The organism is Tropicimonas aquimaris, assembly GCF_042676185.1.
Classification (GTDB): domain Bacteria; phylum Pseudomonadota; class Alphaproteobacteria; order Rhodobacterales; family Rhodobacteraceae; genus Tropicimonas; species Tropicimonas aquimaris.
On record NZ_JBHTJT010000031.1, the window covers coordinates 46,682 to 72,565 of the forward strand.

Sequence of the window (25,884 nt, forward strand, 5' to 3'; positions counted from 1 at the left end):
GCTTGATCGGACAGATAATGCCGCGGGTCCCGCTGCGCCAGACGTCAGTACCCGAGGTCGCGGTCCACGAGGTGCAGCAGCGGCAGCCTGGCCTCGCATCGCCGGATATTCTCCACGATCACCTCGCTCGCCGTCTCGGCGCGTGTCTCGGAGGCGATATGCGGCGTCACGGTTACCTTCGGATGGGCCCAGAACGGATGCTCGGGCGGCAGCGGTTCGGTGCGGAACACGTCGAGCGTGGCGTGGCCCAGGTCTCCGCGATCGAGCGCCGCAAGCAGCGCCTCGTCGTCGATCAGCGGCCCGCGGCCGGGGTTGATGACGACCGCGCCCGACGGCAACTGGTCGAGATGGGCGGCGTTCAGCAGGCTGTCGGTGCCCGGTGTCAGCGGCAGGAGCAGAACGAGGATCTCGGCCCGCGCCAGCGCCTGCTCCAACCCCTCCGGCCCCGACAGGCAGGTCACACCCTCGACGTCGCGCGGGGTCCGGCTCCAGCCGGCGACGACGAAGCCGAGCTCGGCCAGGGCCTGCGCGCAGGCTGCGCCGAGCACCCCGAGCCCCAGCACGGTCACATGGCGATGCCGCGCCAGCGGCGGCACGTGGCGCACCCAGTCACCGGACTGGTGGGCCAGCGCATGGTCAATGTTCAGGTGATGCCGCAGCACGTGCCCGGCGACATATTCCACCATCCCCTCGGTCAGCCCGCTGTCGACCATCCGTGTGAGCGGCACGCGAAGCGTCGTATTGCCCACCACGTCCTCGACCCCCGCCCAGAGGCTCAGCACCGCCTTCAGGCGGGTGAAGGGGGTGAAATCCTGCACATCGGAGTCCGGGGCGTAGACAACGTAGTCCACCTCCTCCGGCGGCCCGAGGTCAGGCGAAAGCTCCGCGGTGATCCCGGCGGCGGCGAGGTTGTGCCGCAAATGGCCTTCGTACTCGTGCCACTTGGCCTCGGAGGCGGAGAACAGGATGCGGGGGCTCATGAGCGGTCTCGCGGTCGGTGGACATGCGCCGATTGCACCAGCCCGAAGGCGGCGAGCAGCACCAGCATGGCCGAGCCGCCGTAGCTGACCAGCGGCAGCGGCACACCGACCACGGGCGCCAGCCCCATTACCATGGACATGTTCACGGAGAAGAACAGGAAGAAGGTGGCGGCGATCCCGATCGTCAGGAGCGAGGCGAACCGATCCTTGTTGGTGAAGGCGGATGCGAGGCAGAAGACGATGATCAGCGCGTAGAGCGTCAGCAGCGAGGCCGCGCCGATCAGCCCGAACTCCTCGGCCAGCGTGGTGAAGATGAAGTCGGTGTGCTTCTCGGGCAGGAAGTTCAGCCGCGACTGCGTGCCTTGCATGAAGCCGCGCCCGGTGATGCCGCCGGAGCCGAGCGCGATCTTTGACTGCGTGATGTGATAACCCGCCCCCAACGGGTCGGAATCGGGATCGAGGAAGGTGTCGATGCGGCGGAACTGGTAGTCCTTGATCAATTGCCAGGATGTGCCGCGGGATTTCAGCACCGCCGTGACCAGCCCGACCCCGGCGGCGCCGACGACCGCGAAATAGGCCCAGTGGACGCCCGCCGCGAACATGATGATCCCGCCGCCTGCGACCAGCAGGATCGCGGTCCCGAGGTCTGGTTGTTTCAGCACGAGGAAAGTCGGCAGCAGGATGATGAATACGGGCAGGATCACCCAGAAGATCCGGCTCACCTTGCGGATGTCGAGCCAGTCGTAATAGGCGGCGAGAAACATCACCAGGGTGATCTTGGTCAGTTCCGACGGCTGCAGGCGCATGAAGCCAATGTCGATCCAGCGTTGCGCCCCCATGCCCGTGGTGCCGAACAGTTCCACCGCGACAAGCAGCAGCACCGAGATTCCATAGGCGACCGCCGCGATGTTACGCCAGATGTAGATCGGCACCATGGCGATCAGGAACATCGCCACCATGCCGACGGCGAAACGCTTCATCTGCGGCTCGGCCCAGGGCTGCAACGACCCGCCGGCCACCGAATAGAGCATCAGGAAGCCCACCGCCGCGACCGCCGTCAGCAGCAGGATCAGGCCCCAGTTCAGATAGAGGATCTTGCGCAGACCGGTCGGCACGGTCTGGACGCGATACTCCAGGTAACTCATGCGCGGTCGCTCCGGCCGGTCTTGCCGTCCTTGCGGCGCAAGGGCATCGAATCCCAGATCTCGGCGATGCCGTCGCGTTCGCCGGATGGGAAGACATCGAGCGGCGGCAGGTCGCCCCACAGCGCGCGGGCGACGATGTCCCGCGCCACGGGTGCTGCCGCCGTGGAGCCGCCGCCGCCGTGCTCCACCACGACCGAGACCGCGATCCGCGGGTTGTCGTAGGGCGCGAAGCAGACGAAGAGCGCGTGGTCGCGCTGCTCCCAGGGCACGTTCTTGTTGTCGACGACCACCGAGCGCACCTGGCTGGTACCGGTCTTGCCGGCAAGCTTCATGTCCTCGGGGAGCAGGCGCGAACGGTAGGCCGTGCCCTGGCGGGAGTTGGAGACCGAGAACATCGCCTTGCGCACCTGCGACAGGGTCGTTGGGCTGAGCCCGAGCGGTCCGTCGGACAGAATGGGCTGCTCCTCGGTGTCGATCGACTTGACCAGGCGCGGCCGGATGGCCTCGCCGGTGGCGATCCGGGCCGTCATCACGCAGAGCTGCAGCGGCGAGGCGAGCACGAAGCCCTGGCCGATGGAGGCGTTCAGGCTGTCGCCGACCATCCAGCTTTCCTGCCGGTTGCCCTGTTTCCAGGCCTTCGTCGGCGCCAGCCCCTCGGCGACGGCGGACATCGGAAGATCGTGACGCACGCCGATGCCGAGCCGCGTCGCCATCTCGGAGATCCTGTCGATGCCCACGCGTTCGGCCAGCTCATAATAATAGACATCGCAGGAGCGCATCAGGCTGTCGTGGAGGTCGACATAGCCGTGGCCGCCCCGCTTCCAGCAATGAAACCGGCGTGTGCCGAGCTGCTTGTAGCCCGGGCAGTAGATCGTCTCCCCGGCCGTCACCACGCCCGCCTCGTGCGCCGCAAGCGCAGTGACCATCTTGAAGGTCGAGCCGGGCGGGTAGGTGCCCTGAACCGACTTGTTGGCGAGCGGGCGGTGATCGTTCTCGGTGAGCGCCTTGTAATCCTTGACCGAAATGCCGCGGACAAAGAGGTTGGGGTCGAAGCTCGGCGCCGAGGCAATGGCCAGGACGTCGCCGCTGCGCACATCCATCACGACGGCGGCGGCGCTTTCCCCCACCAACCGTGCGTTGATGAAGTTCTGCAGGCCGTGATCGACCGTCAGTTGCAGGTCGGCGCCCTTCTTCCCTTCCTGCCGGGAAAGCTCGCGCATCACCCGGCCGCCGGCGTTGACCTCGATCCGCTTGGTGCCGGCGGAGCCGCGCAGCAGGTCTTCCTGCCGGGCCTCCAGCCCGACCTTGCCGATCTGGAACTTCGGGATCTGGAGCAGCGGGTCCGGATCCTCCAGCTTGGAGAGGTCGTAGTCGGAAACCGGTCCGACATAGCCCACGACATGGGCGAAATCCTCTTCCAGCGGGTAATGTCGGGTGAGGCCGACCTCGGGCGTGACGCCCGGCAGGGCAGGGGCGTTGACTGCCACCTCGGCCACGTCCTCCCACGCCAGCTGGTCGGCAATGGTGACAGGCACGAAAGGGCTGCGGCGGCGGATCTCGCGCATCGCGCGTTCCACGTCGTCATCGGTGAGCGGCACCAACTCGCGCAGCTTGGCGAAGGTCTCGTCGAGATCGCCTGCATCCTCGCGGACGATGACGATCCGGTAGTTCTGGGTGTTCTCGGCGATCGGCACGCCGGTGCGGTCGAAGATCAGGCCGCGCGCGGGCGGGATCAGGCGGATGTTGATCCGGTTTTCCTCTGCCAGCAGGCGGAACTGCTCGGCCTGATCGATCTGCATGTAGCGCATCCGTGTGCCCAGCACGCCCATGAAGCCCAGCATCGAGCCGCCAAGCACCAGCCCGCGGCGGGTGATACGGCGGGCACTTTCCTCGGTATCCTTTGGCGGACGTCTCACAGGCGGCTCCCCAATGCGTCGGCTTCGTTCGGGTCCGCTGCGGAGACCCTGAACCCATAATGCGACAAGGCGACCACAAAGGGATAGACCCCCGCGGTAAACAATGCGCGCAGAAGGGCGAGGCCCAGCGGTGGCCGGTCGGTCATCGCGACCGTCAGCACGATCTGGTTGAGCCCGACCAGCGCGACCATGACGCCGGTCACGAACACCCATTCCACAGGGAAGGGCAGGTCGCGCGAGACGCCCTTTCGGGAGCGCAGAACTTCGGTCCCGAGCACCGCAAGCGCCGTTCCGAGGCCGGGTGGCTGCTGCAGCAATAGGTCGAGGAACATGAAGAGCGCGGCGACAAGCAGCACCGGCACATAGGAGGGGCGACGCAATACCCACGCAAATGTCACCGCAAGCGCCAGGTCCGGCCCCGGAAGATTGCTCGCGGCGATCCCGATGGGCAGCAACTGGATGAAGGCGATGACGAGAATTACGGCCGTGTAAAGCAGGCGGTAGCCCCAGGTGCGTGTGGTGATCGGATCAACCATCGGCGCCCGCCTGCGTTTCACCTTCTGCCGGCGCCTCGGTGGCCTCGGCTTCCGGGTCCGGTTGCGGCGGCACGATCAGCCCGGAGGCGTCGGTGATGACCTCGCCGTTGTGGCTGCGCAGGACACGCAGGAATTCGAGCTGCTGGTAATCGGCGGCAAGCCACACCCGGTATCGACCGTCCGGACCAAGGGCGAGTTGGCCGACCAGAAGCCCGGAAGGAAAGACCCCGCCATCGCCGGAACTCACCACCCGGTCGCCGGGTTCGATGGCGTCGAGGTCTTCGAGAAAATCGAGCGTCGGTGCGGCGGTGTTGTCGCCAGCCAGGATCGCGCGCTGGCCTGAGGGCTGGATGGTGACGGGCAGGCGGCTCGCCGCGTCGGTGAGCAGGATCACCCGGCTGGTGGTGTTTCCGACGCCGGAGATGCGCCCGACCAGCCCGAGCCCGTCCATCGTCGCCCAGCCGTCGCGGACGCCGTCACGGGCGCCCACGTTGAGCAGCACCGACTGGCGGAAGGGAGAGCCGGAATCGGCGATCACGAGGCCCGAGACCGAGGTGAGCTTGGGGTCTAGACGCACGTTGTTGAGGGCGAGCAGCTTGGCGTTCTGCTGCTCGAGCTGCACCGCGGCCTCCTTCCAGGCCTTCATCTGCTGGAGTTCGCGGCGCAGGTCCTGGTTCTGCTGGTAGATCCGCTGATAGGACTGGAAATCCTCGATCATCCCGGCGAAACGCGCCATCGGAACCGAGGCCCATTCGAAGCTGGGAACGACCCGATCGATCAGGTTGGCGCGGAAACGTTCGACGCGCGGGCTGTCGATCCGCCAGAGCAGGAAGATGCCGAGGCAAATCGCGATGAGCCCGATGACGACGATACGCCTTACGGGGCGGACATAGTCCACGTCTGATCCGTTACGGTTGCGTGCCACGCGGCCTCACGTTCTGCCGACCAGGCGCCTGCCGGTCGCGGGGGTCAGCTTTCGTAATCTATCGCATGCCGGAGCTGTTTTTCATACTCCAGCGCCTTGCCCGTGCCGAGGGCCACGCAATTCAGGGATTCGTCGGCGACGGAGATCGCGAGGCCGGTCTGCTCGCGCAGGGCCAGGTCCAGCTCGCCCAGCAGCGCGCCGCCGCCGGTGAGCATCACGCCGCGATCGACGATGTCGGCGGCGAGGTCCGGGGGGGTGGCTTCGAGCGCGGTCATCACCGCCTCGCAGATCGCCTGAACCGGCTCCGAAAGGGCCTCGGCCACCTGGGCCTGATTGATTTCGGTCTCTTTCGGCACGCCGTTTAGCAGGTCGCGGCCCCGGATCTGCATCGAGGCGCCGCGCCCGTCGTCGGGCATGCGGGCGGTGCCGATAGAGGTCTTGATCCGTTCGGCGGTCGAATCGCCCACGAGGATGTTCTGCTGGCGGCGCAGGTAGGAGACGATTGCGTCGTCCATCCGGTCGCCTCCAATCCGCACCGAACGGGCGTAGACGATGTCACCCAGCGACAGCACGGCCACCTCGGTGGTGCCGCCGCCGATGTCGACGACCATCGAACCCGTCGGGTCGGTGATGGGCATGCCGGCGCCTATGGCGGCCGCGATCGGCTCCGCGATCAGTCCGGCGCGGCGGGCGCCCGCGGACAGGACCGACTGCCGGATCGCCCGCTTTTCGACAGGGGTGGCGCCGTGCGGCACGCAGACGATGATCTTGGGTTTGGTGAAGGTCGTGCGCTTGTGCACCTTGCGGATGAAATGCTTGATCATTTCCTCCGCGGTGTCGAAATCCGCAATCACGCCTTCCCGCATCGGCCGGATCGCCTCGATTGAGCCGGGCGTCCGCCCCAGCATCATCTTGGCATCCTCCCCGACGGCGAGAACTTCCTTGCGGCCGTTCTTGGTGTGATAGGCAACGACCGACGGCTCGTTCAGCACGATACCCTTGCCCTTGACATAGACCAGCGTGTTGGCCGTCCCGAGGTCGATTGCCATGTCGGAAGAAAACAACCCACCAAACAGCGCCATGTCCTGTCCTGCTCTTGTTATGTTCGTTAACCTAAGAGCCCCTGCGACTCCCCTCGCCGCGGGACGGATGCCTTATAGGCGTCCGTGCCACCATACGAAAGGGCGAATGAGAATGCCATCGGCGTTCGTTCGCCGGCCCGGGCTTCTTGCGAGGCTCGAGTTGGGAGAACATGACGGCGAGCGTCGAAGCAGCGTCAACCCGGCCGCCCAAAGGCGGCGCGATACCTTGCGCCCAATCCGGGGCTGCGCCGGCCGATCAGCGACGCGGGCACGGATGCGCCGGGCAACGCCCAGACACCGAAGCCCGGCTGGAGCCGATGCCCTCCGAGGTGGTCCATTCCGAGATCGCCGCAGAACTGCTCGCCTTCCGCAGAGACCGTAATCGCGCCGATGGCAGAGACGAACACTTCGCGCTCGGCCAGCTCCTCGAGAAACCGCAGGAACGAGGACAGCATCATCGGTGCAATCGCCTCGTGGCCGGGCAGGATCGCCACGACCGGACAATAGCCGAAGTAGAGCCCAGGCATGATCGGCCGTCGCAGGCGATCCGCATCCAGATCGGATTCGAGCAGGCGCCGCGCGTAGAAACGGTCGGTGTCCTCCTGGTTCAGGAACTGCAAACCCCAATGCCCGACCAGTTCCGTGCCGTCGTAGACACAGCATCCGTGATGGCGGAAGCGGGTGATGATCGGATCCCAGCGGTCTGCCTCGGGCCCGAAGTCGTCGGAGATGTCCGGGATCACCTGCGCGAAAAGGCGGTGGATGGCATGAGAGACCCGGGTCATGTCGCCGTCAAAGACCTCGTCGAGCATAGCATCGTCGAGCTGGCGATAGCGGCTTTTTCGGGTGTGAAGGTGAAACGCGTCCCAATCCAGCCGGCACTCCGTCACCTCCGCGGCGCTCCACCCGAGCACTTCGATCAGCCGGTGTTCCAGATCGCCCCGGATGAACGACAGCGACCGCTCGTACTTCCCGATGGCATCGACGCTGACACCGATCAGATCGGCGAGTTGCTCCTGTGTCATCCGTCCATGAACGCCGCCGGACACCCTAAACTCGCGCAGCCTGCGCGCAAAAAGGGAATATCGGTCGGTCACCGCAAAGTCCTCCGATCCGGTGTGATGCCGGAATTGTCCTCTATCCGGCCGCGGATACCAAGACAGTTACGGATGACGTACGTGTCCGTCCGGGGGCGCGGGTCACGTCGGTGGGACGGCGCGGGGCTTCGGAGCAGCATCGGCCAATAGAGGAAAGGAACGCCAATGACCCGCAGGATCTGCCCGTTTGCCAACCCCTTCGACTTTCTGATCCCGCAGCCCGGGATCGAGCCGCCCAAACACCTCGGTGTGCCGGAAACAGCGGACGAGCCGCGACCGAAACGCACGCGGCGCAAGGCGGGATGGTCCGCCTTGCGCCGCAGGTTTCACCCGGATCGGTAGGCCGTCAGCTCACCGCGTCACGGTAGGAGATTTCCTTCTGGTCGGTTCCCGTCTTGGCGCGGCGCACGATCAGCCGGTTGAGCGCCGAGACATAGGCCTTGGCGGAGGCCACGACGGTGTCGGTATCGGCCGATTGACCGGTGACGATCCGGCCGTCCTCCTCCAGGCGCACGGTGACCGTGGCCTGCGCATCCGTGCCGCGCGTGACCGCGTGGACCTGGTAGAGTTTCAGATGCGCGTTGTGGGGGAAGATCAGCTTCACCGCGTTGAAGGTGGCGTCGACCGGGCCGTCGCCGCTGGCGGAGACCATGTGGTCCACGCCGTCGACGGTCATCACGAGGTCCGCCGATTGCGGCGCCTGGGTGCCGCAGATCACGCGCAGGAACTTCACCTTCAGCGTGTCGTCGACCTCCGAACCGGCATCGCGCATCAGCGCGATCAGGTCGTCGTCGTAGACCTCCTTCTTGCGGTCGGCCAGTTCCTTGAACCGCACGAAGACGTCCTTGAGCTGGTTGTCGCCCAGGTCGTAGCCCAGATCCCGCAGCTTGGCGCGCAGCGCTGCGCGGCCGGAATGCTTGCCCATCACCAGGTTGGTGGCGGAGAGGCCCACGTCCTCGGGACGCATGATCTCGAAGTTCTGTGGGTTTTTCAGCATCCCGTCCTGGTGGATGCCGCTCTCGTGCGCGAAGGCGTTCTTGCCCACCACGGCCTTGTTGAACTGCACCTGGAAGCCCGACACGTCGGCCACCCGGCGGGAGATGTTCATGATCTTCCGGGTGTCGATGCCAGTGGTGTAGGGCATGATGTCATGGCGCACCTTGAGCGCCATCACGACCTCCTCCAGCGCCGTGTTGCCGGCACGCTCGCCCAGCCCGTTGATCGTGCATTCGATCTGCCGCGCCCCGGCCTCGACGGCGGCCAGCGCGTTGGCCGTCGCCATGCCGAGGTCGTTGTGGCAATGCGTGGCAAAGACGATCTCGTCGGCGCCGGGGACCCGCTCCAACAGCATCCGGATCAGGTCCGCGCTTTCGCGCGGGGCGGTGTAGCCCACGGTGTCGGGAATGTTGATCGTGGTGGCGCCGGCCTTGATGGCGATCTCGACGACGCGGCACAGGTAGTCGTGCTCGGTCCGGGTGGCGTCCATCGGCGACCACTGGACGTTGTCGCAGAGGTTGCGGGCGTGGGTGACCGTCTCGTGGATCCGGTCGGCCATCTCGTCCATCGTCAGGTTCGGAATCGCGCGGTGCAGCTCCGACGTGCCGATGAACGTGTGGATGCGCGGCCGCTCGGAATGGCGCACGGCCTCCCAGCAGCGGTCGATGTCCTTGAAATTGGCGCGCGCCAGGCCGCAGATCACGGCGTTCTTCGTCACTTCGGCGATGTCGCGCACGGCTTCGAAATCGCCTTCCGAGGCGATCGGAAAGCCGGCCTCGATGATGTCGACGCCCATCTCGTCGAGCATCTGGGCGATCTCCAGCTTCTCGTCGTGGGTCATCGTGGCGCCGGGGCTCTGCTCGCCGTCGCGCAGGGTCGTGTCGAAGATCAACACGCGGTTCTGGGTATCGGTCATTGGTCTGGTTCCTTGGTGTCCTTCAATCCTTTGGCGCGCTGCGCATAGCCCTCTGAGCGGACGCGCCGGACGGCACGCTCAGAGGCGGCTAAGGAGAAGGAGGAGGCCGGCAAGGGGCAGCGCCCGCGCGGAGGCGGGCGCGGAAAGGATATGCCGGTTCGTCATCATGCGGGCAGAATACCGAGGCCGGCACGGATTGAAAGAGCGAATCTGCGCACCTCGGCGATCCGGGGGGGGGCCGATGCGCGGGTTTCGGTCAATTCCACCGGTACGGTCTGGAAAACGCCCGAAAGTCCGGTCATTTCAAGCCATTTTGGACGAGTAAGCCGCCGCTGCGCCGCGCCGGGCGGCCCGCGACCTCGCTTCCGGTCGTTTCGTCGCCGAAAATGACCGTTTCGGGCTGTCGGCACGCGGCTCGGTCGCGGCAAGTCGGGACGTATCGCGCCGGATCATGGCGCCGCATGACGTGCCACATCTGACAGCCGGATCATTCATCCGCGGAGTCCGGGCCGGTATCGGAGGGCCCCGAGGTCGGAGGCGCGTCCCCGGCATCCGCCATTCGATTCCGAAAATACATCAAATCGAATCCGCCGGGATGTGGTATTCTCCTTTCGCCGGAGAATCGGACAATCTCTGGAACTTTCAAATAAATTCAAGATTTTGAGGAGTGCTTCCATGCGCAGGTTTTCCTGTATTTTCGGCGTCCTTGTCGGGATTGGCTTGACGGCAGGCGCGGGTATCTCTCAGGCCGAAGGATTGCAGGACATTCTGAGTGGCAAGACGTTGACTTCCCCGAAAGGCAGGACTGTCTATGTGCTCGGCTCAGACGGACGTCTGAGTGGGACGATCGCCAAGGAAGCCGTCGTTGGCATATGGGACATCCGCAACGGTCAGTGGTGCCGATCGATCAGCGAACCCGCAGTGCACGCCGGCGATGCATGCCGGACGGTGGCGGTCGACGGACAAAACGTGACATTGATCAGCAGCGAACAGGCGGTCGTCTACACGATGAAGTGACGCGCGCCCCTAGCTTCCCGGCTTGGCAGGAACGGTCGGGTGATGCTGACGTCGGGCAGCAGGATCCGGAGCCGCGGTCGTGGCATGGGAGTGTCTGTGGCGGGCGCCGGGGATTGCGTCGAAGCGGTGCGCCAGTCGGGTCATGACCCGCTGCGCAAGCGGAGCGGCCGGGGATTTGCCAATCGGTGCAGTCCTGGGCATTGCTGCGCGGAGGCGCCGATGATCCTGCGTCCGGGCGGTCGTTCTGAGTCTGCGCTTGCGGGCAGGGCCCCCGAGCCACGACCTGTCTGCGCGTCGACCGCAGAGGCAGCGCTTGCGCGCTGCCGCGTTGCGTTACTGGCTGGCCTCTGCCGCTTCGGGCTCCGCCGTCTCGCCGGTGGCTTCGGTTTCGGCGGGGGGCGTGACATTGGCGTCGGGGCGGATCAGGTCGCCTTCGTTCCATTCTCCGGCGCGCACCTCGCCCGAGGCGTAGTGCATCCGGCCTTCGCCTTGGGGCATGCCGGCCGAGAAGTTGCCCTCGTAGACATCGCCGTTCAGGTAGGTGGCGATCCCCTTGCCCTGCATCTCGCCGTCGACCCATTCGCCGGTATAGGTGAAGCCGCTCGGCGCAACGAGCGTGCCCTGTCCGGTCCGCTGGCCGTCCTTGAAGTCGCCTTCATAGATGCTGCCGTCGGTGTAGGTGGCCTTGCCCTTGCCATGCCGGGTGCCGTCGACCCAGTCTCCCTCGTAGCGGTAGCCGTCAGGGTAGGTCATTACGCCCTTGCCGTGGTAGCGCGCGTCCTTGAACTCGCCCTCGTAGACCTGGCCATCGGCATAGCGGGCGATGCCGGTGCCCTCGATGACGCTGTCGACCCAGTCGCCCTCGTAGGTGTTGCCGTCGGGATAGGTGATCTTGCCCTTGCCGTGCGGCTGGTCGTCCTTGAACGCGCCCTCGTAGACCGAGCCATCGGGATAGACGACCTTGCCCACGCCCTCGATGCGGCCTTCGATCCACGCGCCGGTATAGACATACCCGTCGGTCCCGGTGAAGGTGCCCTGGCCGTGGCGGCGATCGGCCTGGAAGTCGCCCTCGTATACATCGCCATTGGCATAGGTGACCTTGCCGCGGCCCTCGCGCTGGCCGTTCGCGAGAAGCCCTTCATAGATGTCGCCGTTGGATTGCTTGAGCCGGCCGAGGCCGTTGATCTGTCCGTCCTTCCAGGCGCCCTCGTATTCCAGCCCGTCGGGCATGGTGAGCTTGCCCTGCCCGGACCGCAGACCGCGGCTAAGATTTCCTTCGTAGACGGCGCCGTTGGGGTAGGTGATCGTGCCCTTGCCCTCCTTGACGCCGGCCACCCATTCGCCCTCGTAGCGATAGCCGGTAGGTGCTGTCATAGTGCCGACGCCGTCGTGCAGGGCGTTCACGAAGTCACCCTCGTAGCGCACGCCATTCGCGTAGTTGGCGACGCCCTTGCCGGTCATCTCGTTTTCGACCCACTCGCCCTCGTATGTGCCGCCATCGGCAAAGGTGATCTTGCCGATGCCGTGCGGCTTGCCCTTGGCGAACTGCCCTTCATAGACGGAGCCGTCGGGGAAGCGGGCGATGCCCTGGCCCAGGATCTCGCCCTCGACCCAGTCGCCGGTGTATTCGTAGCCGTTCGGCAACCGGTAGGTGCCGGTGCCGTGCTGGAGCCCGTCCTTGAACGTGCCCTCGTAGACGCCGCCGTTGTCGTATTGCTTGGTCTGCACATCCGTGGACTGCGCCGTCGCCGGCCAGGCCGAGGCCAGAAAAATGGCCATCTGTGCTGTCAGAAATGCGGTTTTCACCTGTCGGATCATGCTTTCTCCCCTCGGCCGCGCCGGGGTCTTGAATCGAGACTTCGGTGCGCAACCCTAGTTGTCACCCCGAAGATGGGCAACGCCTTTTGCCTCCGGCGGCTTCCATGCGCGCGTCAGTCTGCTAAGAGGGCCGGGGCCCGTGCCGGGGCCTGCCCGAAGGAGCGCGCCGATGAACCGATTACGACTGACGCTGGCACAGCTGGACCCCACCGTGGGCGACCTGCGCGGCAACGCCGCCAAGGCCAGGGCCGCATGGGAACAGGCGAAAGCCGCCGGCGCCGACATGGTCGCGCTGCCGGAGATGTTCCTGGCCGGCTACCAGGCCCAGGACCTGGTGATGAAGCCGGCCTTCGTGATCGATTGCCAGGTCGTGCTGGAAGAGCTCGCGGCGGACTGCACCGACGGGCCGGCGCTGGGGATCGGTCTGCCCTGGTTCGAGGGCGCGGAGCTTTTCAACATCTATGTCGTGCTCAAGGACGGCAAGGTCGCGGCGCAGATCGTCAAGCACCACCTGCCCAACTTCAACGTCTTCGACGAGGAGAGGTATTTCTCCTCCGGTGACGTGAACGGCCCGATCGGGCTCGGCCCGTTGCGGCTCGGCATCCCGATCTGCGAGGATGCCTGGCACCCGGATGTCTGCGAGACGCTCGCCGAAACCGGCGCCGAGCTGTTGCTGGTGCCGAACGGATCGCCCTATTTCCGCGGCAAGCGGGAGATGCGGCTGACCCACATGGTCTCGCGCGTGATCGAGACCGGCCTGCCGCTGGTTTATCTCAACATGGTGGGCGGGCAGGACGACCAGGTGTTCGACGGCGGCTCCTTCGTGCTCAACCCGCACGGAAAGCTGGTAGTGCAGCTGCCGGTTTTCGAAGAGGCGGTCGCCCATGTCGATTTCGTCGAGGGCGACGACGGCTGGCGGGCCGAGGCCGGAGAGATGGCACACCTGCCCGACGACTGGGAGCAGGATTATCACCTGATGGTTCTGTCCCTGCGGGATTACCTGCGAAAGTCGGGCTTCTCCAAGGTGCTGCTCGGGCTGTCGGGCGGCATCGATTCGGCGCTCGTCGCCACCATCGCCGCCGATGCCATCGGCCCGGAGAACGTGCGCTGCGTGATGCTGCCGTCGGAATACACATCCACCCACTCGCTGGAGGATGCCGAAGCCGTGGCGCGCAACCTCGGCTGCCGGCTCGATACCGTGCCGATTGCCGGGCCGCGTGCCGCCGTGACAGAGGCGCTGGCGCCGCTCTTCGAGGGCACGAGTCCGGACACGACGGAAGAAAACATCCAGTCCCGCCTGCGCGGGCTGATGCTCATGGCGCTCTCCAACAAGTTCGGCGAGATGCTTCTGACCACCGGCAACAAGTCCGAGGTCGCGGTCGGCTATGCAACGATCTATGGAGACATGGCGGGCGGCTACAACCCGATCAAGGATCTATACAAGATGCGGGTCTTCGAGACCTGCCGCTGGCGCAACGCCAATCACCGCGATTGGATGCTGGCGCCCGCGGGCGAGGTGATTCCGCCGCGCGTGATCGACAAGCCGCCCTCTGCCGAGCTGCGCGAGGACCAGAAGGACGAGGACAGCCTGCCGCCCTATCCGGTGCTCGACCGCATCCTCGAGATGCTGGTCGACGAGGAAGCCTCTTTCGAGGAGATCCTCGCCGAAGGCTTCGCCATCGCGGATGTTCGCCGGGTGGAGCACCTGCTCTACCTGTCGGAATACAAGCGCTTCCAGTCCGCCCCCGGCGCGCGGCTGACCCGTAGCGCCTTCTGGCTCGACCGGCGCTACCCGATCGTCAACCGCTGGCGCGATCCGATCGGCAGGCGCAACACCGAGTAGCGGCTCGCGCCGTGCCGGGCATGAGCGCTGCAGCCGTCAGAAGCTGACGAGCACGGCGCCGGTGACGACCAGCGCGGCGCCGGCCATTTCGCGCAGGCTCAGCGTCTCGCCGATCAGCAAGGCGAAGAGCAGCACGAGGATTGATTCGGTCGCGATGATGGCGACGTAGGCAAGGCCGAGGTCGACCTGTCGGAGCAGATGAACCTCGGCGATCACCGTCAGGGCAAGCACGAAGGCAACGGCCCCGATCAGCAAAGTGTCCGTCGTATCCGCCATGTATTTCATGATGATCGTCGCGATCGTGTAGCCAAGAGCCGCGCCGAGCGCCAGCAGGGTTCGTCCCGACAAGAATTCGAAACTGGTCATTACAATAGTGTCCTCGCTCAAATATCCGCCACTCTAACACAGTTCCGTGAATCTACCGATTGTCGAAATGTAGATCGGCAAGGCCCGCACGCTGGCCCGGTCCCGCATTTGATGAGGTTGGTGGCGCGCACGCGCTGATCCGCAGCGTCGTGCGCGCCCGAAACTCGATCCGGCGGTCACAACCGGGAACATTGGCGACACCTCAAACGACATCTTCGGGGGTCTGATCTTTTTTTCCATCTCCCCGATGTTCTATCTCTGAACTTCGGGTCGCCGCCCGCGCTGCCTCGCACAAGACAGGAGTTCCCATGTCGGACGACATCCTTGCCCTTTCCCGCGCGCTCGTTTTCGCGGCCGAGGCGCATCGCAACCAGCGGCGCAAGGGCGCGGCGCAGGAACCCTATGTCAATCACCTGATCGAGGTGATGGACCTGGTGGCCCGCGCGACGGGCGGGCAGGACGTCGAGCAGATGATCGCGGCACTGCTGCACGACACGATCGAAGATGCCGGGGTGACGGCGGAGGATCTGGAGCAGCGCTTCGGGACGCGGGTGGCGCGCATGGTGGTCGATAACACCGACGACATGACGCTTTCCAAGCCCGAGCGAAAGGCTCGGCGGCTGGCGGCGATGCCCTCGAAGCCCGCCGACTCCCGCGCGGTCAAGACGGCCGATGTAATCTCCAACCTGCGCGCCCTGGTGGTCTCGGCCCCGGCGGGATGGGACATCGAGCGCAAGCTTGGTTATCTCGACGGCTGCCGCAAGCTGATCGCGGCCGGAAGCGGCGCCAATGACGCGCTGGAGCGTCTGTTCGAGGAGACCGCCGCCGAGGCGGAGAAGGCGATCCGAGACGATGTGCCGATGAACGTCGAGGGCCGGAAAGAGGCGCTGCGCCATCTCGAGGTGGAGATCGGCCAGCATGTCCACCTCGTCTACCTGCCCAACACCCAGATGCGCTGGCTGACGGGCGCCGATATCCAGAAACTTGCGCAGGAGGCGGCGATCTTCTTCCCATCCGCGGCGATTCACGAAGCACACGCCACGTTCGACGGCACCCTGCGCAAGATCCTTTTGGCCCGCATCCGAACCGACGACAGCGATGCGGTGGTCGCCTTCGGGCAGCGGCTTTGCCGGGCTTTCGAGCAGGATTTCGTCGGTATCGAGGTCGCGGGACGCTACTTGCGGGTCTATGCGGACGACACCGACTGACGGCCGGACAGGTGCCTTCTCGGGGGGGCAGGCTAGCCGACTCAGGGGGATCTGTGTTACCTTGCGTCACCCGGCGATTGGCGTCGGGCTCCTCTGCGACCGCATTAGCCGCGCGACCATTTCCGGCGGTCGGATCAGATGATCCGGCCGACCCACGGAAGTACTTTGTTTGAGACCTACGCGGCGAGGCCAGGGGGATCTTGGGAGGATACCATGACCTATGCTCGCCTTGGCTGCGTCTGCGCAGCCATGTTCAGCTTCGCCTTGCCTGTTTCGAGCGGAGAGCTGGACTACGCCATGCCTTCGACATTCTATGACGGAATGAACGCCAAACTCATCGGCCGAGGCTACCGAGAGGTGCGGGTGCTCGATCCGCAGGAGGGCATTCTCAGTGCCTACGACGCTCAGGGAAGCGAGGTCAGGATCAATGTCGATCCGACGGGCGGGCAGATCATCTCAACCAACTACGTTCACCCCGCAGACGGGTAAATCCAACTCATTGTGCGCAAGCGAGGGGGCCCGGGGTGGGCGTTCGCGCGTGCGAGGGTCGTCGGCCTCAGCGTCGGCGACCCGTTCTCCTCACTCGCCGGGGACCGGCAGGCCCTGCGCGTCGATCAGCATCCTGCCGTTCGCCTTGGCAAAGGGGGCATCGGGCCAGCGTTCGAGCAGGTCGAGCACCTTGCCCACCGGCCGGCACAGCCGCGTGCCGCGCTCGGTCCTCACGATAGGGCGCTCCACGAGAACGGGACGCTCGAGCATCGCCTCGAAGATCTCGGCATCCGTGACCCCCTCCTCGAGAAGCCCCATGTCGGCCGCGGGCCCGCGCTGCTTGCGCAGCGCCTGTCTCGGCGTCAGGCCGGCTTCGCGCAACAGGGTTTCGAGCTGCTCACGCTCCCAGCCGGTTTCGACATACTCGACAACCTCCGGCTTGTAGCCGGAGGCCTCGATCACCCGAAGCGCCTCGCGCGATTTGCTGCAGGCGGGATTATGAAAGATCGTGACGTCCATCGGTCCGTGGCCGGTCAGAGCTCGATCAGTTTGCATTGCGGCAGCAGCCGCTCCACGTCCTCGCCCCGGCAGAGCTGGGTCGCTTCGGTGGTGACGGCCGCCGAGGCGGCGGCTGCCCCATAGCGGGCGGCCTCCTGCAACGTGCTTCCCCGCGACAGGCTCAGGGCGAAGCCGCCGACATAGCTGTCGCCCGCACCGACCTTGGAGACGACCTCCACCTTGGCGGCGGTGGCGAGCCAGGAGCCTTCGGGCGTGGTCAGCACGGAGCCTTCGGAGCCACGGGCAAAGATGATGTTCTGCGCCACGCCCTTTTCGATGAGCCCGCGCGAGAATGCGGCGGTGTCGGCCGGCGTCGCCAGCTTGTGCCCGGCGAGGCCGTCGGCCTCCTCGTCGTCCGATCGCAGCAGGAACGGCGGCGAATTGTGGTCCTCGACGATCCGGCGCAGCGCCGGCCCGGAGGTGTCGACGATCAGCCGCGCGCCGGCATGGCTGATCGCGGCAGACAGCGATTCCTCGAAATCGAGCGGCACGCCCGGGGGCTGGCTGCCGGAAAGGATGATCAGACCGCCTTTCGGGGCGTTCTGCACCGTCGTCGTGATTGCGAGACGAACGTGGTTTTCTTCCCATGGAGGCCCGGGCAGGACATAGCGATACTGCAGCCCGGTTTCCTTGCAGTTCACCACCACGCTGGCCCGGGTCTCGCCAGGAGAGGGGATTGTGATTGTGGGGATGCCTTCTGCCGCCAGCAGGTCGAGCAGGCGGTTGCCGTTGTGGCCGCCCGCGGCGACGATCGCTGTAGCAGCGCCGCCCATGTGCCGGATGGCCCGCGCCACGTTGATCCCGCCACCGCCGGGGTCCACTTGCGGTTCGGTGCAGCGCAGCTTCACATCAGGCACGACCTTGTCGGTCTCGGTGTTGATGTCGAGCGCTGGATTCAGGGTGATCGTGAGGATATCCGACACGGTGGCCTCTCCCTTCGGCGCAATGTTTGCGCCCACACTGCGCATTCAGCGCAATGATGCAACCGCATAAGTGTCGCTTAGCCCGACCCTCATGCAGATCGGCTATACCTTGTGCACATTGATGTCCGACGACTCAGCCGCGCTGCGCAGATGCACTCGGGGGCGTGGGTATGTGCTTGGTTTTTATGCGCGAGGCGCCTGAGCACCGGTGAGAGGCGCCGGGATTAGAAGGCCGCGGCCCGTCCGCATATTCGAGGCAGACGGGCCGAAGCAAAGTACGATCAGCCCAGCTGGTAGCTGACCGGGACGTAATGGAAGCCGTCGCCGCGGGTCTCGACAAAACCGGCTGCCGGGAACGGCATGTGGTAGCCCACGACCGGGATGCGGTCGGTGGCAGCCATCCCGAGCACACGGCGGCGCGTTTCGGCGGCCATCGCCTTGTCCGCGTCGAACCGCACTTCCCAGTCGGGATAGGCGAGCGACCAGACGTAGTGGTTCGCGAGGTCCGCCATGAGCAACATCTGGCTACCGCCGCTCTCGAGCATGTACGCCATGTGGCCCGGCGTGTGACCGGCGGCCGCGACCGCAGTGATGCCGGAGGCCACGGAATCGCCGTCGGCGAGGAAGCTCATCTTTTCGGAGAGCGGTTTGACCTTGGTGTCGAAACCTTCGTTGCCGGCCGCGGCCCAGTGGTCGTATTCCGCCTGACCGGTGATGTAGGCGGCGTTGGCGAAGGTCTCCTTGCCGTCTTCCATCAGGCCACCGATGTGGTCGCCATGCATGTGGGTCAGGACGACATGGGTCACGTCCTCCGGCGCCACCCCGGTTTCACCCAGAGCGCCGGTGATTCCGGCGGGGTTAAGCCCGGTGTCGAAAAGGATGACGTTCTCGCCGGTCCGGACGAGAGTCGGCGTGAAGTAGAACTGCGTGGCATTGGTGGGGATGAAGTTCTCCTGGCTGACCTTCTCGAACTCCGTTGCATCGACGTTCAGGCCAAAAATCGTGTGCGGTTCTTCCCGCAACGCGCTGCCGGACAGCAGCGTGGTCACCTGCATGTCACCAATGCGGAAGCCGCGGGCACGGCTCATGGCCAGCGGCGCCGCTTCGGCCTGCTGGGCCGCGACCTTGAGTGGGGCTGCGATCGCTACCGGAGCGGCGAGCGTCGAAAGAATGGCGGTGCGGCGTGTAAGCTTTGCAGTCATGTGGGAAACTCCTGTTCTGCGCGTCCTGGCAGCATTACGTTCAGGAGCCCGGTATGGATCAACAGCGATCTGGCCGTGAAACATCAAGTCTGCGTGGGCTTTGGTAATACTTCGGACGCCCGGGCAGCGACGCCGTCGCTCCCGTCGCTCCGACGGGCTATTCCCACCAGTGGTCGATCCGGGCGATGTCCTTGTCGGACCATCCGAAGTGGTGCGCGAATTCGTGCACCACGATGTGGCTGACCAGTTCTGCCAGAGGCACGTTCCCGCGCTCGATCCATTCCTCGAGGATCGCGCGGCGGAACAGCCAGATCATGTCTGGTTGCGTGGGCTGGTCCATGACTGACCGTTCGGTCATCGGGATGCCGTCGTAGAGTCCGGTCAGCTCGAAGGGGTCGTCGATCTCCAGGTCATCGAGCAGTTCGTCGTCGGCAAGTTCCTCGACCTGGATCACAACCGAGCGGGCGGGGAAGTCGAACGGTTGCGGAAAGGCCTTGCGCGTCTCCTCCGCAAGGGCCGCAATATCCTCGATGCTTGGCGCGTTTGCGATGGTCCAGTCCATGCCTCTTCCCCATCTTCCGATGCCTCCGGTATGGACAAGAACTCTCCCCTGTGGAAGAGGGCGCGCAACAGGAGAGAGAGAATGACCGTCACACGCTTCGCCCCGTCGCCCACCGGATATCTGCACGTGGGCAACCTGCGCACTGCATTGTTCAACTGGCTGATCGCGCGCAAGGCCGGCGGAACGTTTATCCTGCGGCTCGATGATACCGACCCGGAGCGGTCCAAGCAGGAATATGCGGACGGCATCCGCGAGGACCTCGAATGGCTCGGCTTGACCTGGGACCGCGAGGAGACCCAGTCGGCCCGCCTCGACCGCTACGCCGCCGCCGCCGACGAGCTGCGCGAGAGAAAGCGGTTCTACGAGTGTTTCGAGACCCCGACCGAGCTCGACCTGAAGCGCAAGAAGCAGCTCAACATGGGCAAGCCCCCGGTCTACGACCGTGCGGCGCTGTCGCTGAGCGAAGACGAGAAGGCCGCGCTCCGTGCGGAGCGGCCCGGGCACTGGCGCTTCCTGCTCGACCAGGAGCGGATCGAGTGGAACGACGGCATCCTCGGCGACATCTCCATTGATGCGGCCTCGGTTTCCGACCCCGTGCTGATCCGCGGAGACGGGCAGGTGCTTTACACGCTGGCCTCGGTGGTCGACGACACGGAGATGGGCATCACCCACGTGGTGCGCGGCTCCGACCACGTCACCAACACCGCGACCCAGATCCAGATCATCGAAGCTCTCGGCGGCACGGTTCCGGCCTTCGCGCACCATTCGCTGCTGACCGGGCCGCAGGGAGAGGCACTGAGCAAACGGCTCGGCACGCTGGCGCTGCGAGACTTGCGCGATCGGGGCGTGGAGCCGCTGGCGCTGCTGTCGCTGATGGCGCGCCTCGGCTCCTCCGACCCGGTGGAACTGCGCAGCAGCCATCAGGAACTGATCGACGGGTTCGATCTGTCGCATTTCGGTGCCGCGCCGACCAAGTTCGATGTCGAGGACGTCTGGCCGCTGACCGCGCGCTACTTGCATGGCCTGCCGATGGCAGAGGTCGCGAGCGAGATCGCGGCGCTCGGCGTGCCCGGCGACATTGCAGAGCGCTTCTGGAATGTCGTGCGTGAAAACATCGGGACGCGCGCCGAAATGGCCGCTTGGTGGGAGATCCTTTCCAACGGTGCGGAAGCGCAGGTCGAGGCCGAGGATGCGGAGTTCGTGCGCACCGCGCTGGATCTGCTCCCGCCGTTGCCCTTCGACGACACCACCTGGTCGAACTGGACCGCCGAGGTGAAGGCGGCGACCGGGCGCAAGGGCAAGGGCCTGTTCATGCCACTGCGCAAGGCGCTCACCGGTCGTTCGCGTGGCCCGGAGATGGCGGACTTCCTGCCTCTGATGCAGGCATTGCCGCGTCTCTAGGCGGATTTTCTGATGCGCACGGATGTCCCGTTGCGCATCAGCAACATGCTGCGTCGCAGCGCCGTAAGGTCCTTGAGCGCGGAATTGCCTCCACAAAGTTATCCACACGACTCGCATAGACCCTGAAGGGTGCTTTTGGCATTCCCGGGTGACCGGATGTCGCAGAGTGAGCGCTATCTGCTTTGGCTTTTCGTGTTATTTTTGTTTTAATTCAGTTTCTTATGGTCTGACCGATTCAGCTCTTGGGATGAACTTCCTGAATGTGTTCTCCACGCATTGACCTTGCGTCATATGATGGCGGCCCGCTGAGAATTTGGTCAAATTAGTTATCAACACCCGCCGGTTGCCCAGGCCTCGGGGTCGTTCGTTGCGCTGGCCGCCCCCGTTACGCAATGGTCGAACTTCGCCACCGCGGGGTTTCCCTGATGGGGGCTGGGCGCGGCGAAGCGACCCGGTTGGGAGCGCATTCCGCCGCCTTGCCCTTTGAGGCGGGCCGGGGGTAGGTGTCGGGCATCTCCAGTCACCCAAAGGCCCGCCGATGCCCAATCCGCTGCACGACGCCCTTCTTGCGCCTCATATCGACAGGGACACGCCCTTCCTGATCCTCGGCGATGGAACAGTCCTGACGCACCGTGGATTCCTCTCCACCGCCGCCCGGTACGCTCATGCCCTTGTGTCTGCCGGACTGAAGCCCGGAGACCGGCTGGCCGTGCAGGTGGACAAGTCTCCCGAGGCGCTGGGCGTCTACGCCGCCTGCATCATGGCGGGCGTCGTGTTCCTGCCGCTGAACACCGGATATACCCCGCACGAGGTCTGCAATTTCGTCGAGAATTCCGGCGCCGCGATGATGCTCGGCCGGTCGGATGCGCGCGACGAGTTACGCCACCATTGCGACCGCATTGCAGTTCGCTATGAGACGTTGGAGGCCGACGGAAGCGGCAGTTTCCCGGATCTTGCAGTGGGGCTGCCCGGGCATTTCGACCCCTGCGACCGCAGCGACGACGATCTGGCAGCACTGCTCTATTCGTCGGGCACGACCGGCCTCTCCAAGGGGGTGATGCTGAGTCAGCGCAACCTGCTGTCCAACGCCCGGGTGCTCAAGGATTACTGGCGCTTCACCGCCGAGGACGTGCTGATCCACGCGCTGCCGATCTTTCACGGCAACGGGCTTTTCGTCGCCGCCAACGTCATGCTGCTGGCCGGCGGGGCCATGATTTTTCTGCCGCGGTTCGATCTGAACGCGGTGCTCGAGGCCCTGCCGCAGGCCACGAGCCTGATGGGGGTGCCGACCTTCTACACGCGGCTGCTGGACCACCCCGGCTTTACCCGGGAGCGCTGCGCCAACATGCGGCTGTTCATTACGGGCTCCAGGCCGATGCTGCCCGAGACGCACCGCGCGTTCGAGGAACGCACGGGGCATCGGATCATCCAGCGCTATGGGACGACCGAGACCAACGTGAACACGTCCAACCCCTACGAGGGAGAGCGCCGTGCCGGGACGGTGGGCTTGCCGCTGCCCGGGGTGGAACTGCGCATCACCGATCCCGACAGCGGCGACACGCTGCCCGTGGGCGAGGCCGGCATGATCGAGGTGCGGGGGGCGAACGTCTTCCAGGGCTACTGGCGGATGCCGGAGAAAACCGCCGAGGAATTGCGGCCCGACGGGTTCTTCCTCACCGGCGATCTCGGTGTGCAGGGCGACGACGGTTACGTGACGATCGTCGGCCGCGGCAAGGACCTGATCATTTCCGGCGGTTTCAATGTCTATCCGGTGGACGTGGAGCAGGTGCTGGACGAGCAGCCGGGGGTGCTGGAGAGCGCGGTGATCGGCGCGCCGCATCCCGACCTGGGCGAGAGCGTCGTGGCGGTGCTGGTGCCGGAGGCCGGCGCCAAGCTCGACGTGCTCGATATCGAGGCGGAGATCGGCGGCAAGTTGGCGCGGTTCAAGCAGCCGCGGCACTACGTGATCGTGGATGAGTTGCCGCGCAACTCCATGGGCAAGGTGCAGAAGAAGCTGCTGCGCCAGACCTACGAGGATGTGTTCCGCGGCTGAGACGCCCGGCCGCGCGTTCGCGTCGGGTTCGGGAGCCTCCGGCGGGGATATTTCGGGACAGCAGAAGACGGACGACGCGCGCGGCTCCGGCGTCAATCCGGTTGGGGCAGCGTCGGTGCGGTGCGGTCCAGGGCGAGGTCGGCCTCGGAGAAGTTCCACGGGCCGCGCACGCCGGGGATGCCTTCGGGGGTGATCCGGAGGCCACGGGCGATGACCTGCGGGTCCTCGAAGACGGCGGCCATGTCGTTGATCGGCCCTGCGGGGACGGTGGCGGCCTCCAGCGCCGCGAGCAGGTCCGCGCCGGGGCGGGCTGCCGTGAGGGGCTCGAGGAAGGCGGTGAGCGCTTCGCGGTTGGCGACACGGGCCGGGTTGGTGGCGTAATGCGGATGCTCGGCGAGCGCCGGCTGACCGAGGACCTCGCAGAAGCGGCGGAACTGGCCGTCGTTGCCGACCGCCACGATGATATGGCCGTCGGAGGTCGGGAAGACCTGGTAGGGCACGATGTTGGGATGCGCGTTGCCGCGGCGCTCGGGGGCGATGCCGGTGGCGAGGCAGTTCATCGCCTGATTGGCCATCATCGCTGTGGCGCAATCGAGAAGGGCGAGGTCGATGTGCTGGCCGCGCCCGGTGCTGTGACGCTGTTCGATGGCCGCGAGGATTCCGATCGCGCCGTAGAGTCCGGTGACGATGTCGGTCACCGCAACGCCCACCTTCTGCGGCTGCCGGTCGGGCTCTCCGGTGACCGACATCAGGCCGGACATGCCCTGGATCAGGAAATCGTAGCCGGCGCGGCTGGCGTAGGGGCCGGTCTGGCCGAAGCCGGTGATCGAGCAATAGACGAGGCGCGGGTTCAGGTTGCGCAGGTTCGCATAGTCGAGCCCGTACTTGGCAAGGCCGCCGACCTTGAAGTTCTCGATCAGAATGTCGGCGTCCCGCACCAGCGCGCGGACCTTTTCCTGGCCTTCCGGGGTGCGGAAATCGGCGGTGACGGAGCGCTTCCCGCGGTTGGCGGCGTAGAAGTAGGCGGCGGACCGGTCGCCGTCGCGCTCGATGAAGGGCGGGCCCCAGCGGCGGGTGTCGTCTCCCTCCGGCGCCTCGACCTTGATCACCTCGGCGCCGAGGTCCGCCAGTGCCTGGCCGATCCAGGGGCCGGCGAGGATGCGGGCGAGTTCGACGACTTTCAGGCCGTGGAGCGGTGTCATGGCGGTCCTCGTGCTGCTGTTCGACCGGTTCTGGAGCATCGTCCGGCCGCCCGCAAGTTGCGACATGCTGTCTATGACACGGCAGGGTCATCTCGGACCATTATCGGCGGAGCGACTGCCGGCATGCGGCCGGACCCCAGAGGAGCAGGTGATGAAGACAGCCACGAAGGTCGAGGCGGCCGCGGAGCTGATCCCTGAGGGATCGACACTCCTGATCGGCGGATTCATGGGCGTGGGCAGCCCGCATCGTCTGATCGACGCGCTGGTGGCGCGAGGCGTCGGCGGGTTCACTGTGGTCGCCAACGACACTGCCATGCCCGGCACCGGGATCGGCAAGTTGGTGACGGCGGGACTGATCGCGCGGGCCATCGTCAGCCACATCGGGCTGAACCCCGAGACCCAGGCCAAGATGATCTCCGGCGAGATCGACGTCGACCTGGTGCCACAGGGGACGCTGGTCGAGCGGATCCGCGCGGGCGGCGTCGGGCTGGGCGGGGTGCTGACGGCGACGGGTCTCGGCACGTCGGTCGAGGAGGGCAAACGGGTGGTCGAGGTCGAGGGCAAGCGTTTCCTGCTGGAGACGCCGATCCGCGGCGACTTCGCCCTGATCGCGGCGAAATCGGCCGACTACAAAGGAAACCTCGAATATTCGCTGACCGCCCATAACTTCAACCCGGTGATGGCTCTCGCCGCCGATACGGTGATTGCAGAGCCGCACACGATCCTGCCGGTCGGTGCCATTCCACCGGATGCCGTCAAGACGCCCGGCGTGCTGGTCGATCATCTTCTGGAACGGGAGCACTGAGATGGACGCCAAGGAGATCATTGCCCGCCGGGTCGCGCTCGAGGTGAAGGACGGCATGCTGGTGAACCTCGGGATCGGGCTGCCCTCGATGGTAGCCAATTTCCTGCCGGACGATGTGGATGTGTTCTTTCAGGCCGAGAACGGAGTGATTGGCCTTGGGGCGCGGCCCCCGGAGGGAATGGAGGATGCCGACCTCACCGATGCCGGCGGTGCCTTCGTGACCGCGGTGCCCGGCGCGGCGTCGATCGATTCGGCGATGTCCTTCGGGCTGATCCGCGGTGGCCACCTCGACATGACGGTCCTCGGCGGGCTGCAGGTGGACGAGCGCGGCTACCTCGCCAACTGGATGGTTCCGGGCAAGATGGTGCCGGGCATGGGCGGCGCGATGGATCTCGTGTCCGGCGCCAAGCGCGTTGTCGTGGCGATGGTCCACACCCAGAAGGGCAAGCCCAAGATCGTGCCGGAATGCACGCTGCCGCTGACGGCGCTGCGCCGGATCAGCCTGATCGTGACCGAGATGGCGGTGATCCAGCCCACCGAGGAGGGCCTCGTGCTTCGCGAGACCGGCCCCGGCGTGACCGTGGAACAGGTGCAGGAGGCGACCTCCGCCAAACTCATCGTGCGCGATGCGATCCAGGAGATGAAGCTCGCCTGACGGCCCGCCGCCGGAAATGCGTCGATTGCCCCGTGACAACCGCGGGGCAATCTGTTCTTGTCCGGCACCATCGACAGGGGCGTCCGCGCGAGCGGTCTGAGAAGCACCCTTTGAACCTGAACCAGATGATGCTGGCGGAGGGAGTCGGGAGCGGACAGGCGTAGACCATCCCTTTCCCGCTTTGCCTCC

The 25,884-nt window shown here is 65.7% G+C and carries 23 protein-coding genes and 1 riboswitch; of the genes, 8 read left to right on the forward strand and 15 right to left on the reverse strand.

All coding sequences use genetic code 11. The features are described from left to right. Nucleotides 1–44: 44 nt before the first annotated feature. The 8 genes from ACFQ2S_RS14885 to ACFQ2S_RS14920 all read right to left on the reverse strand — a co-directional run bounded on the left by ACFQ2S_RS14885 (nt 45) and on the right by ACFQ2S_RS14920 (nt 9,593). Entirely contained in the window at nt 45–980 is a 936-nt protein-coding gene (locus ACFQ2S_RS14885; protein ID WP_386075616.1) for a 2-hydroxyacid dehydrogenase, read from the reverse strand. Then, the gene (gene rodA, locus ACFQ2S_RS14890) at nt 977–2,125 is read right to left on the reverse strand and encodes a rod shape-determining protein RodA (RefSeq protein ID WP_386075617.1); all 1,149 of its coding nucleotides are present in this window, start codon (nt 2,123–2,125) and stop codon (nt 977–979) included. The genes ACFQ2S_RS14885 and rodA overlap by 4 nt, the downstream gene beginning before the upstream one ends. Then, nucleotides 2,122–4,041 carry a penicillin-binding protein 2 gene (mrdA, locus tag ACFQ2S_RS14895; RefSeq protein ID WP_386075619.1) on the reverse strand — a complete coding sequence of 640 codons (1,920 nt, stop codon included), beginning with the start codon at nt 4,039–4,041 and terminating at the stop codon, nt 2,122–2,124. Before mrdA ends, rodA begins: the two co-directional genes overlap by 4 nt. Beyond that, on the reverse strand, nt 4,038–4,577 hold the full coding sequence (locus ACFQ2S_RS14900) for a rod shape-determining protein MreD (protein ID WP_386075620.1): 540 nt from the start codon (nt 4,575–4,577) through the stop codon (nt 4,038–4,040). Before ACFQ2S_RS14900 ends, mrdA begins: the two co-directional genes overlap by 4 nt. Continuing rightward, a complete protein-coding gene (gene mreC, locus ACFQ2S_RS14905; protein WP_386075622.1) occupies nt 4,570–5,502 on the reverse strand; it encodes a rod shape-determining protein MreC in 933 nt (310 codons plus the stop codon). Before mreC ends, ACFQ2S_RS14900 begins: the two co-directional genes overlap by 8 nt. A gap of 44 nt (nt 5,503–5,546) precedes the next feature. After that, entirely contained in the window at nt 5,547–6,584 is a 1,038-nt protein-coding gene (locus ACFQ2S_RS14910) for a rod shape-determining protein (protein WP_386075623.1), read from the reverse strand. Between the two features lie 194 nt (nt 6,585–6,778). Further along, entirely contained in the window at nt 6,779–7,681 is a 903-nt protein-coding gene (locus tag ACFQ2S_RS14915) for a helix-turn-helix domain-containing protein (RefSeq protein WP_386075624.1), read from the reverse strand. 346 nt (nt 7,682–8,027) lie between these two features. After that, nucleotides 8,028–9,593 (reverse strand): 2-isopropylmalate synthase, encoded by a 1,566-nt coding sequence (locus ACFQ2S_RS14920; RefSeq protein ID WP_386075626.1) that lies wholly within the window; start codon nt 9,591–9,593, stop codon nt 8,028–8,030. Between the two features lie 675 nt (nt 9,594–10,268). Here ACFQ2S_RS14920 and ACFQ2S_RS14925 point away from each other — a divergent pair. Continuing rightward, nucleotides 10,269–10,610, forward strand: coding sequence for a hypothetical protein (locus tag ACFQ2S_RS14925; protein WP_386075627.1), 342 nt, complete (start codon nt 10,269–10,271; stop codon nt 10,608–10,610). Between the two features lie 333 nt (nt 10,611–10,943). Here the strand turns inward: ACFQ2S_RS14925 and ACFQ2S_RS14930 are convergent, their stop codons facing one another. Continuing rightward, nucleotides 10,944–12,389 (reverse strand): MORN repeat-containing protein, encoded by a 1,446-nt coding sequence (locus ACFQ2S_RS14930; RefSeq protein WP_386075723.1) that lies wholly within the window; start codon nt 12,387–12,389, stop codon nt 10,944–10,946. A gap of 208 nt (nt 12,390–12,597) precedes the next feature. Between ACFQ2S_RS14930 and ACFQ2S_RS14935 the strand changes: the two genes are divergently transcribed. Beyond that, nucleotides 12,598–14,271, forward strand: coding sequence for an NAD+ synthase (locus ACFQ2S_RS14935; protein WP_386075629.1), 1,674 nt, complete (start codon nt 12,598–12,600; stop codon nt 14,269–14,271). A 36-nt stretch (nt 14,272–14,307) separates the two neighbouring features. Here the strand turns inward: ACFQ2S_RS14935 and ACFQ2S_RS14940 are convergent, their stop codons facing one another. Beyond that, on the reverse strand, nt 14,308–14,637 hold the full coding sequence (locus tag ACFQ2S_RS14940; RefSeq protein ID WP_386075630.1) for a 5-aminolevulinate synthase: 330 nt from the start codon (nt 14,635–14,637) through the stop codon (nt 14,308–14,310). A 308-nt stretch (nt 14,638–14,945) separates the two neighbouring features. On the opposite strand from ACFQ2S_RS14940, the gene ACFQ2S_RS14945 reads away from it, so the two are divergent. Continuing rightward, nucleotides 14,946–15,845 (forward strand): HD domain-containing protein, encoded by a 900-nt coding sequence (locus tag ACFQ2S_RS14945; protein WP_386075632.1) that lies wholly within the window; start codon nt 14,946–14,948, stop codon nt 15,843–15,845. Between the two features lie 213 nt (nt 15,846–16,058). Continuing rightward, the gene (locus ACFQ2S_RS14950; RefSeq protein WP_386075633.1) at nt 16,059–16,334 is read left to right on the forward strand and encodes a hypothetical protein; all 276 of its coding nucleotides are present in this window, start codon (nt 16,059–16,061) and stop codon (nt 16,332–16,334) included. 90 nt (nt 16,335–16,424) lie between these two features. On the opposite strand, the gene arsC is transcribed toward ACFQ2S_RS14950, so the two are convergent. The 4 genes from arsC to ACFQ2S_RS14970 all read right to left on the reverse strand — a co-directional run bounded on the left by arsC (nt 16,425) and on the right by ACFQ2S_RS14970 (nt 19,579). After that, nucleotides 16,425–16,889 (reverse strand): arsenate reductase (glutaredoxin), encoded by a 465-nt coding sequence (gene arsC, locus ACFQ2S_RS14955; protein WP_386075635.1) that lies wholly within the window; start codon nt 16,887–16,889, stop codon nt 16,425–16,427. Then, complete coding sequence (locus ACFQ2S_RS14960; protein WP_386075637.1) at nt 16,868–17,815, reverse strand: 1-phosphofructokinase family hexose kinase; 948 nt, start codon at nt 17,813–17,815, stop codon at nt 16,868–16,870. The genes arsC and ACFQ2S_RS14960 overlap by 22 nt, the downstream gene beginning before the upstream one ends. Before the next feature lie 281 nt (nt 17,816–18,096). Beyond that, nucleotides 18,097–19,017, reverse strand: a complete 921-nt coding sequence (locus tag ACFQ2S_RS14965; protein ID WP_386075639.1) for an MBL fold metallo-hydrolase — start codon at nt 19,015–19,017, stop codon at nt 18,097–18,099. A 157-nt stretch (nt 19,018–19,174) separates the two neighbouring features. Continuing rightward, nucleotides 19,175–19,579, reverse strand: a complete 405-nt coding sequence (locus ACFQ2S_RS14970; RefSeq protein ID WP_386075641.1) for a metallopeptidase family protein — start codon at nt 19,577–19,579, stop codon at nt 19,175–19,177. Between the two features lie 81 nt (nt 19,580–19,660). Between ACFQ2S_RS14970 and gltX the strand changes: the two genes are divergently transcribed. After that, nucleotides 19,661–20,980, forward strand: coding sequence for a glutamate--tRNA ligase (gene gltX, locus ACFQ2S_RS14975; protein WP_386075642.1), 1,320 nt, complete (start codon nt 19,661–19,663; stop codon nt 20,978–20,980). 538 nt (nt 20,981–21,518) lie between these two features. Next, nucleotides 21,519–23,033 (forward strand): malonate--CoA ligase, encoded by a 1,515-nt coding sequence (locus ACFQ2S_RS14980; RefSeq protein ID WP_386075643.1) that lies wholly within the window; start codon nt 21,519–21,521, stop codon nt 23,031–23,033. Nucleotides 23,034–23,125: 92 nt separating this feature from the next. Here ACFQ2S_RS14980 and ACFQ2S_RS14985 read toward each other — a convergent pair whose 3' ends face one another. Next, the gene (locus ACFQ2S_RS14985) at nt 23,126–24,235 is read right to left on the reverse strand and encodes a CaiB/BaiF CoA transferase family protein (RefSeq protein ID WP_386075645.1); all 1,110 of its coding nucleotides are present in this window, start codon (nt 24,233–24,235) and stop codon (nt 23,126–23,128) included. A 151-nt stretch (nt 24,236–24,386) separates the two neighbouring features. On the opposite strand from ACFQ2S_RS14985, the gene ACFQ2S_RS14990 reads away from it, so the two are divergent. Beyond that, nucleotides 24,387–25,040 (forward strand): 3-oxoacid CoA-transferase subunit A, encoded by a 654-nt coding sequence (locus tag ACFQ2S_RS14990; RefSeq protein WP_386075646.1) that lies wholly within the window; start codon nt 24,387–24,389, stop codon nt 25,038–25,040. Nucleotide 25,041: 1 nt separating this feature from the next. Continuing rightward, nucleotides 25,042–25,695, forward strand: a complete 654-nt coding sequence (locus ACFQ2S_RS14995; RefSeq protein ID WP_386075647.1) for a 3-oxoacid CoA-transferase subunit B — start codon at nt 25,042–25,044, stop codon at nt 25,693–25,695. A 65-nt stretch (nt 25,696–25,760) separates the two neighbouring features. Continuing rightward, a riboswitch (TPP riboswitch) is annotated at nt 25,761–25,855 on the forward strand. Nucleotides 25,856–25,884: the final 29 nt, after the last annotated feature.

Bases quoted from the DNA above. Each gene is read 5' to 3' on its own strand.
- ACFQ2S_RS14990 (WP_386075646.1), top strand. From the start codon at position 24,387: ATGAAGACAGCCACGAAGGTCGAGGCGGCCGCGGAGCTGATCCCTGAG.
- ACFQ2S_RS14970 (WP_386075641.1), bottom strand. From the start codon at position 19,579: ATGGACTGGACCATCGCAAACGCGCCAAGCATCGAGGATATTGCGGCC.
- ACFQ2S_RS14925 (WP_386075627.1), top strand. From the start codon at position 10,269: ATGCGCAGGTTTTCCTGTATTTTCGGCGTCCTTGTCGGGATTGGCTTG.
- ACFQ2S_RS14920 (WP_386075626.1), bottom strand. From the start codon at position 9,593: ATGACCGATACCCAGAACCGCGTGTTGATCTTCGACACGACCCTGCGC.
- ACFQ2S_RS14965 (WP_386075639.1), bottom strand. From the start codon at position 19,017: ATGACTGCAAAGCTTACACGCCGCACCGCCATTCTTTCGACGCTCGCC.
- rodA (WP_386075617.1), bottom strand. From the start codon at position 2,125: ATGAGTTACCTGGAGTATCGCGTCCAGACCGTGCCGACCGGTCTGCGC.
- ACFQ2S_RS14900 (WP_386075620.1), bottom strand. From the start codon at position 4,577: ATGGTTGATCCGATCACCACACGCACCTGGGGCTACCGCCTGCTTTAC.
- ACFQ2S_RS14980 (WP_386075643.1), top strand. From the start codon at position 21,519: ATGCCCAATCCGCTGCACGACGCCCTTCTTGCGCCTCATATCGACAGG.
- gltX (WP_386075642.1), top strand. From the start codon at position 19,661: ATGACCGTCACACGCTTCGCCCCGTCGCCCACCGGATATCTGCACGTG.
- ACFQ2S_RS14945 (WP_386075632.1), top strand. From the start codon at position 14,946: ATGTCGGACGACATCCTTGCCCTTTCCCGCGCGCTCGTTTTCGCGGCC.
- ACFQ2S_RS14885 (WP_386075616.1), bottom strand. From the start codon at position 980: ATGAGCCCCCGCATCCTGTTCTCCGCCTCCGAGGCCAAGTGGCACGAG.
- ACFQ2S_RS14930 (WP_386075723.1), bottom strand. From the start codon at position 12,389: ATGGCCATTTTTCTGGCCTCGGCCTGGCCGGCGACGGCGCAGTCCACG.
- ACFQ2S_RS14985 (WP_386075645.1), bottom strand. From the start codon at position 24,235: ATGACACCGCTCCACGGCCTGAAAGTCGTCGAACTCGCCCGCATCCTC.
- ACFQ2S_RS14935 (WP_386075629.1), top strand. From the start codon at position 12,598: ATGAACCGATTACGACTGACGCTGGCACAGCTGGACCCCACCGTGGGC.
- ACFQ2S_RS14995 (WP_386075647.1), top strand. From the start codon at position 25,042: ATGGACGCCAAGGAGATCATTGCCCGCCGGGTCGCGCTCGAGGTGAAG.
- ACFQ2S_RS14950 (WP_386075633.1), top strand. From the start codon at position 16,059: ATGACCTATGCTCGCCTTGGCTGCGTCTGCGCAGCCATGTTCAGCTTC.
- ACFQ2S_RS14940 (WP_386075630.1), bottom strand. From the start codon at position 14,637: ATGACCAGTTTCGAATTCTTGTCGGGACGAACCCTGCTGGCGCTCGGC.
- arsC (WP_386075635.1), bottom strand. From the start codon at position 16,889: ATGCAAACTGATCGAGCTCTGACCGGCCACGGACCGATGGACGTCACG.
- ACFQ2S_RS14910 (WP_386075623.1), bottom strand. From the start codon at position 6,584: ATGGCGCTGTTTGGTGGGTTGTTTTCTTCCGACATGGCAATCGACCTC.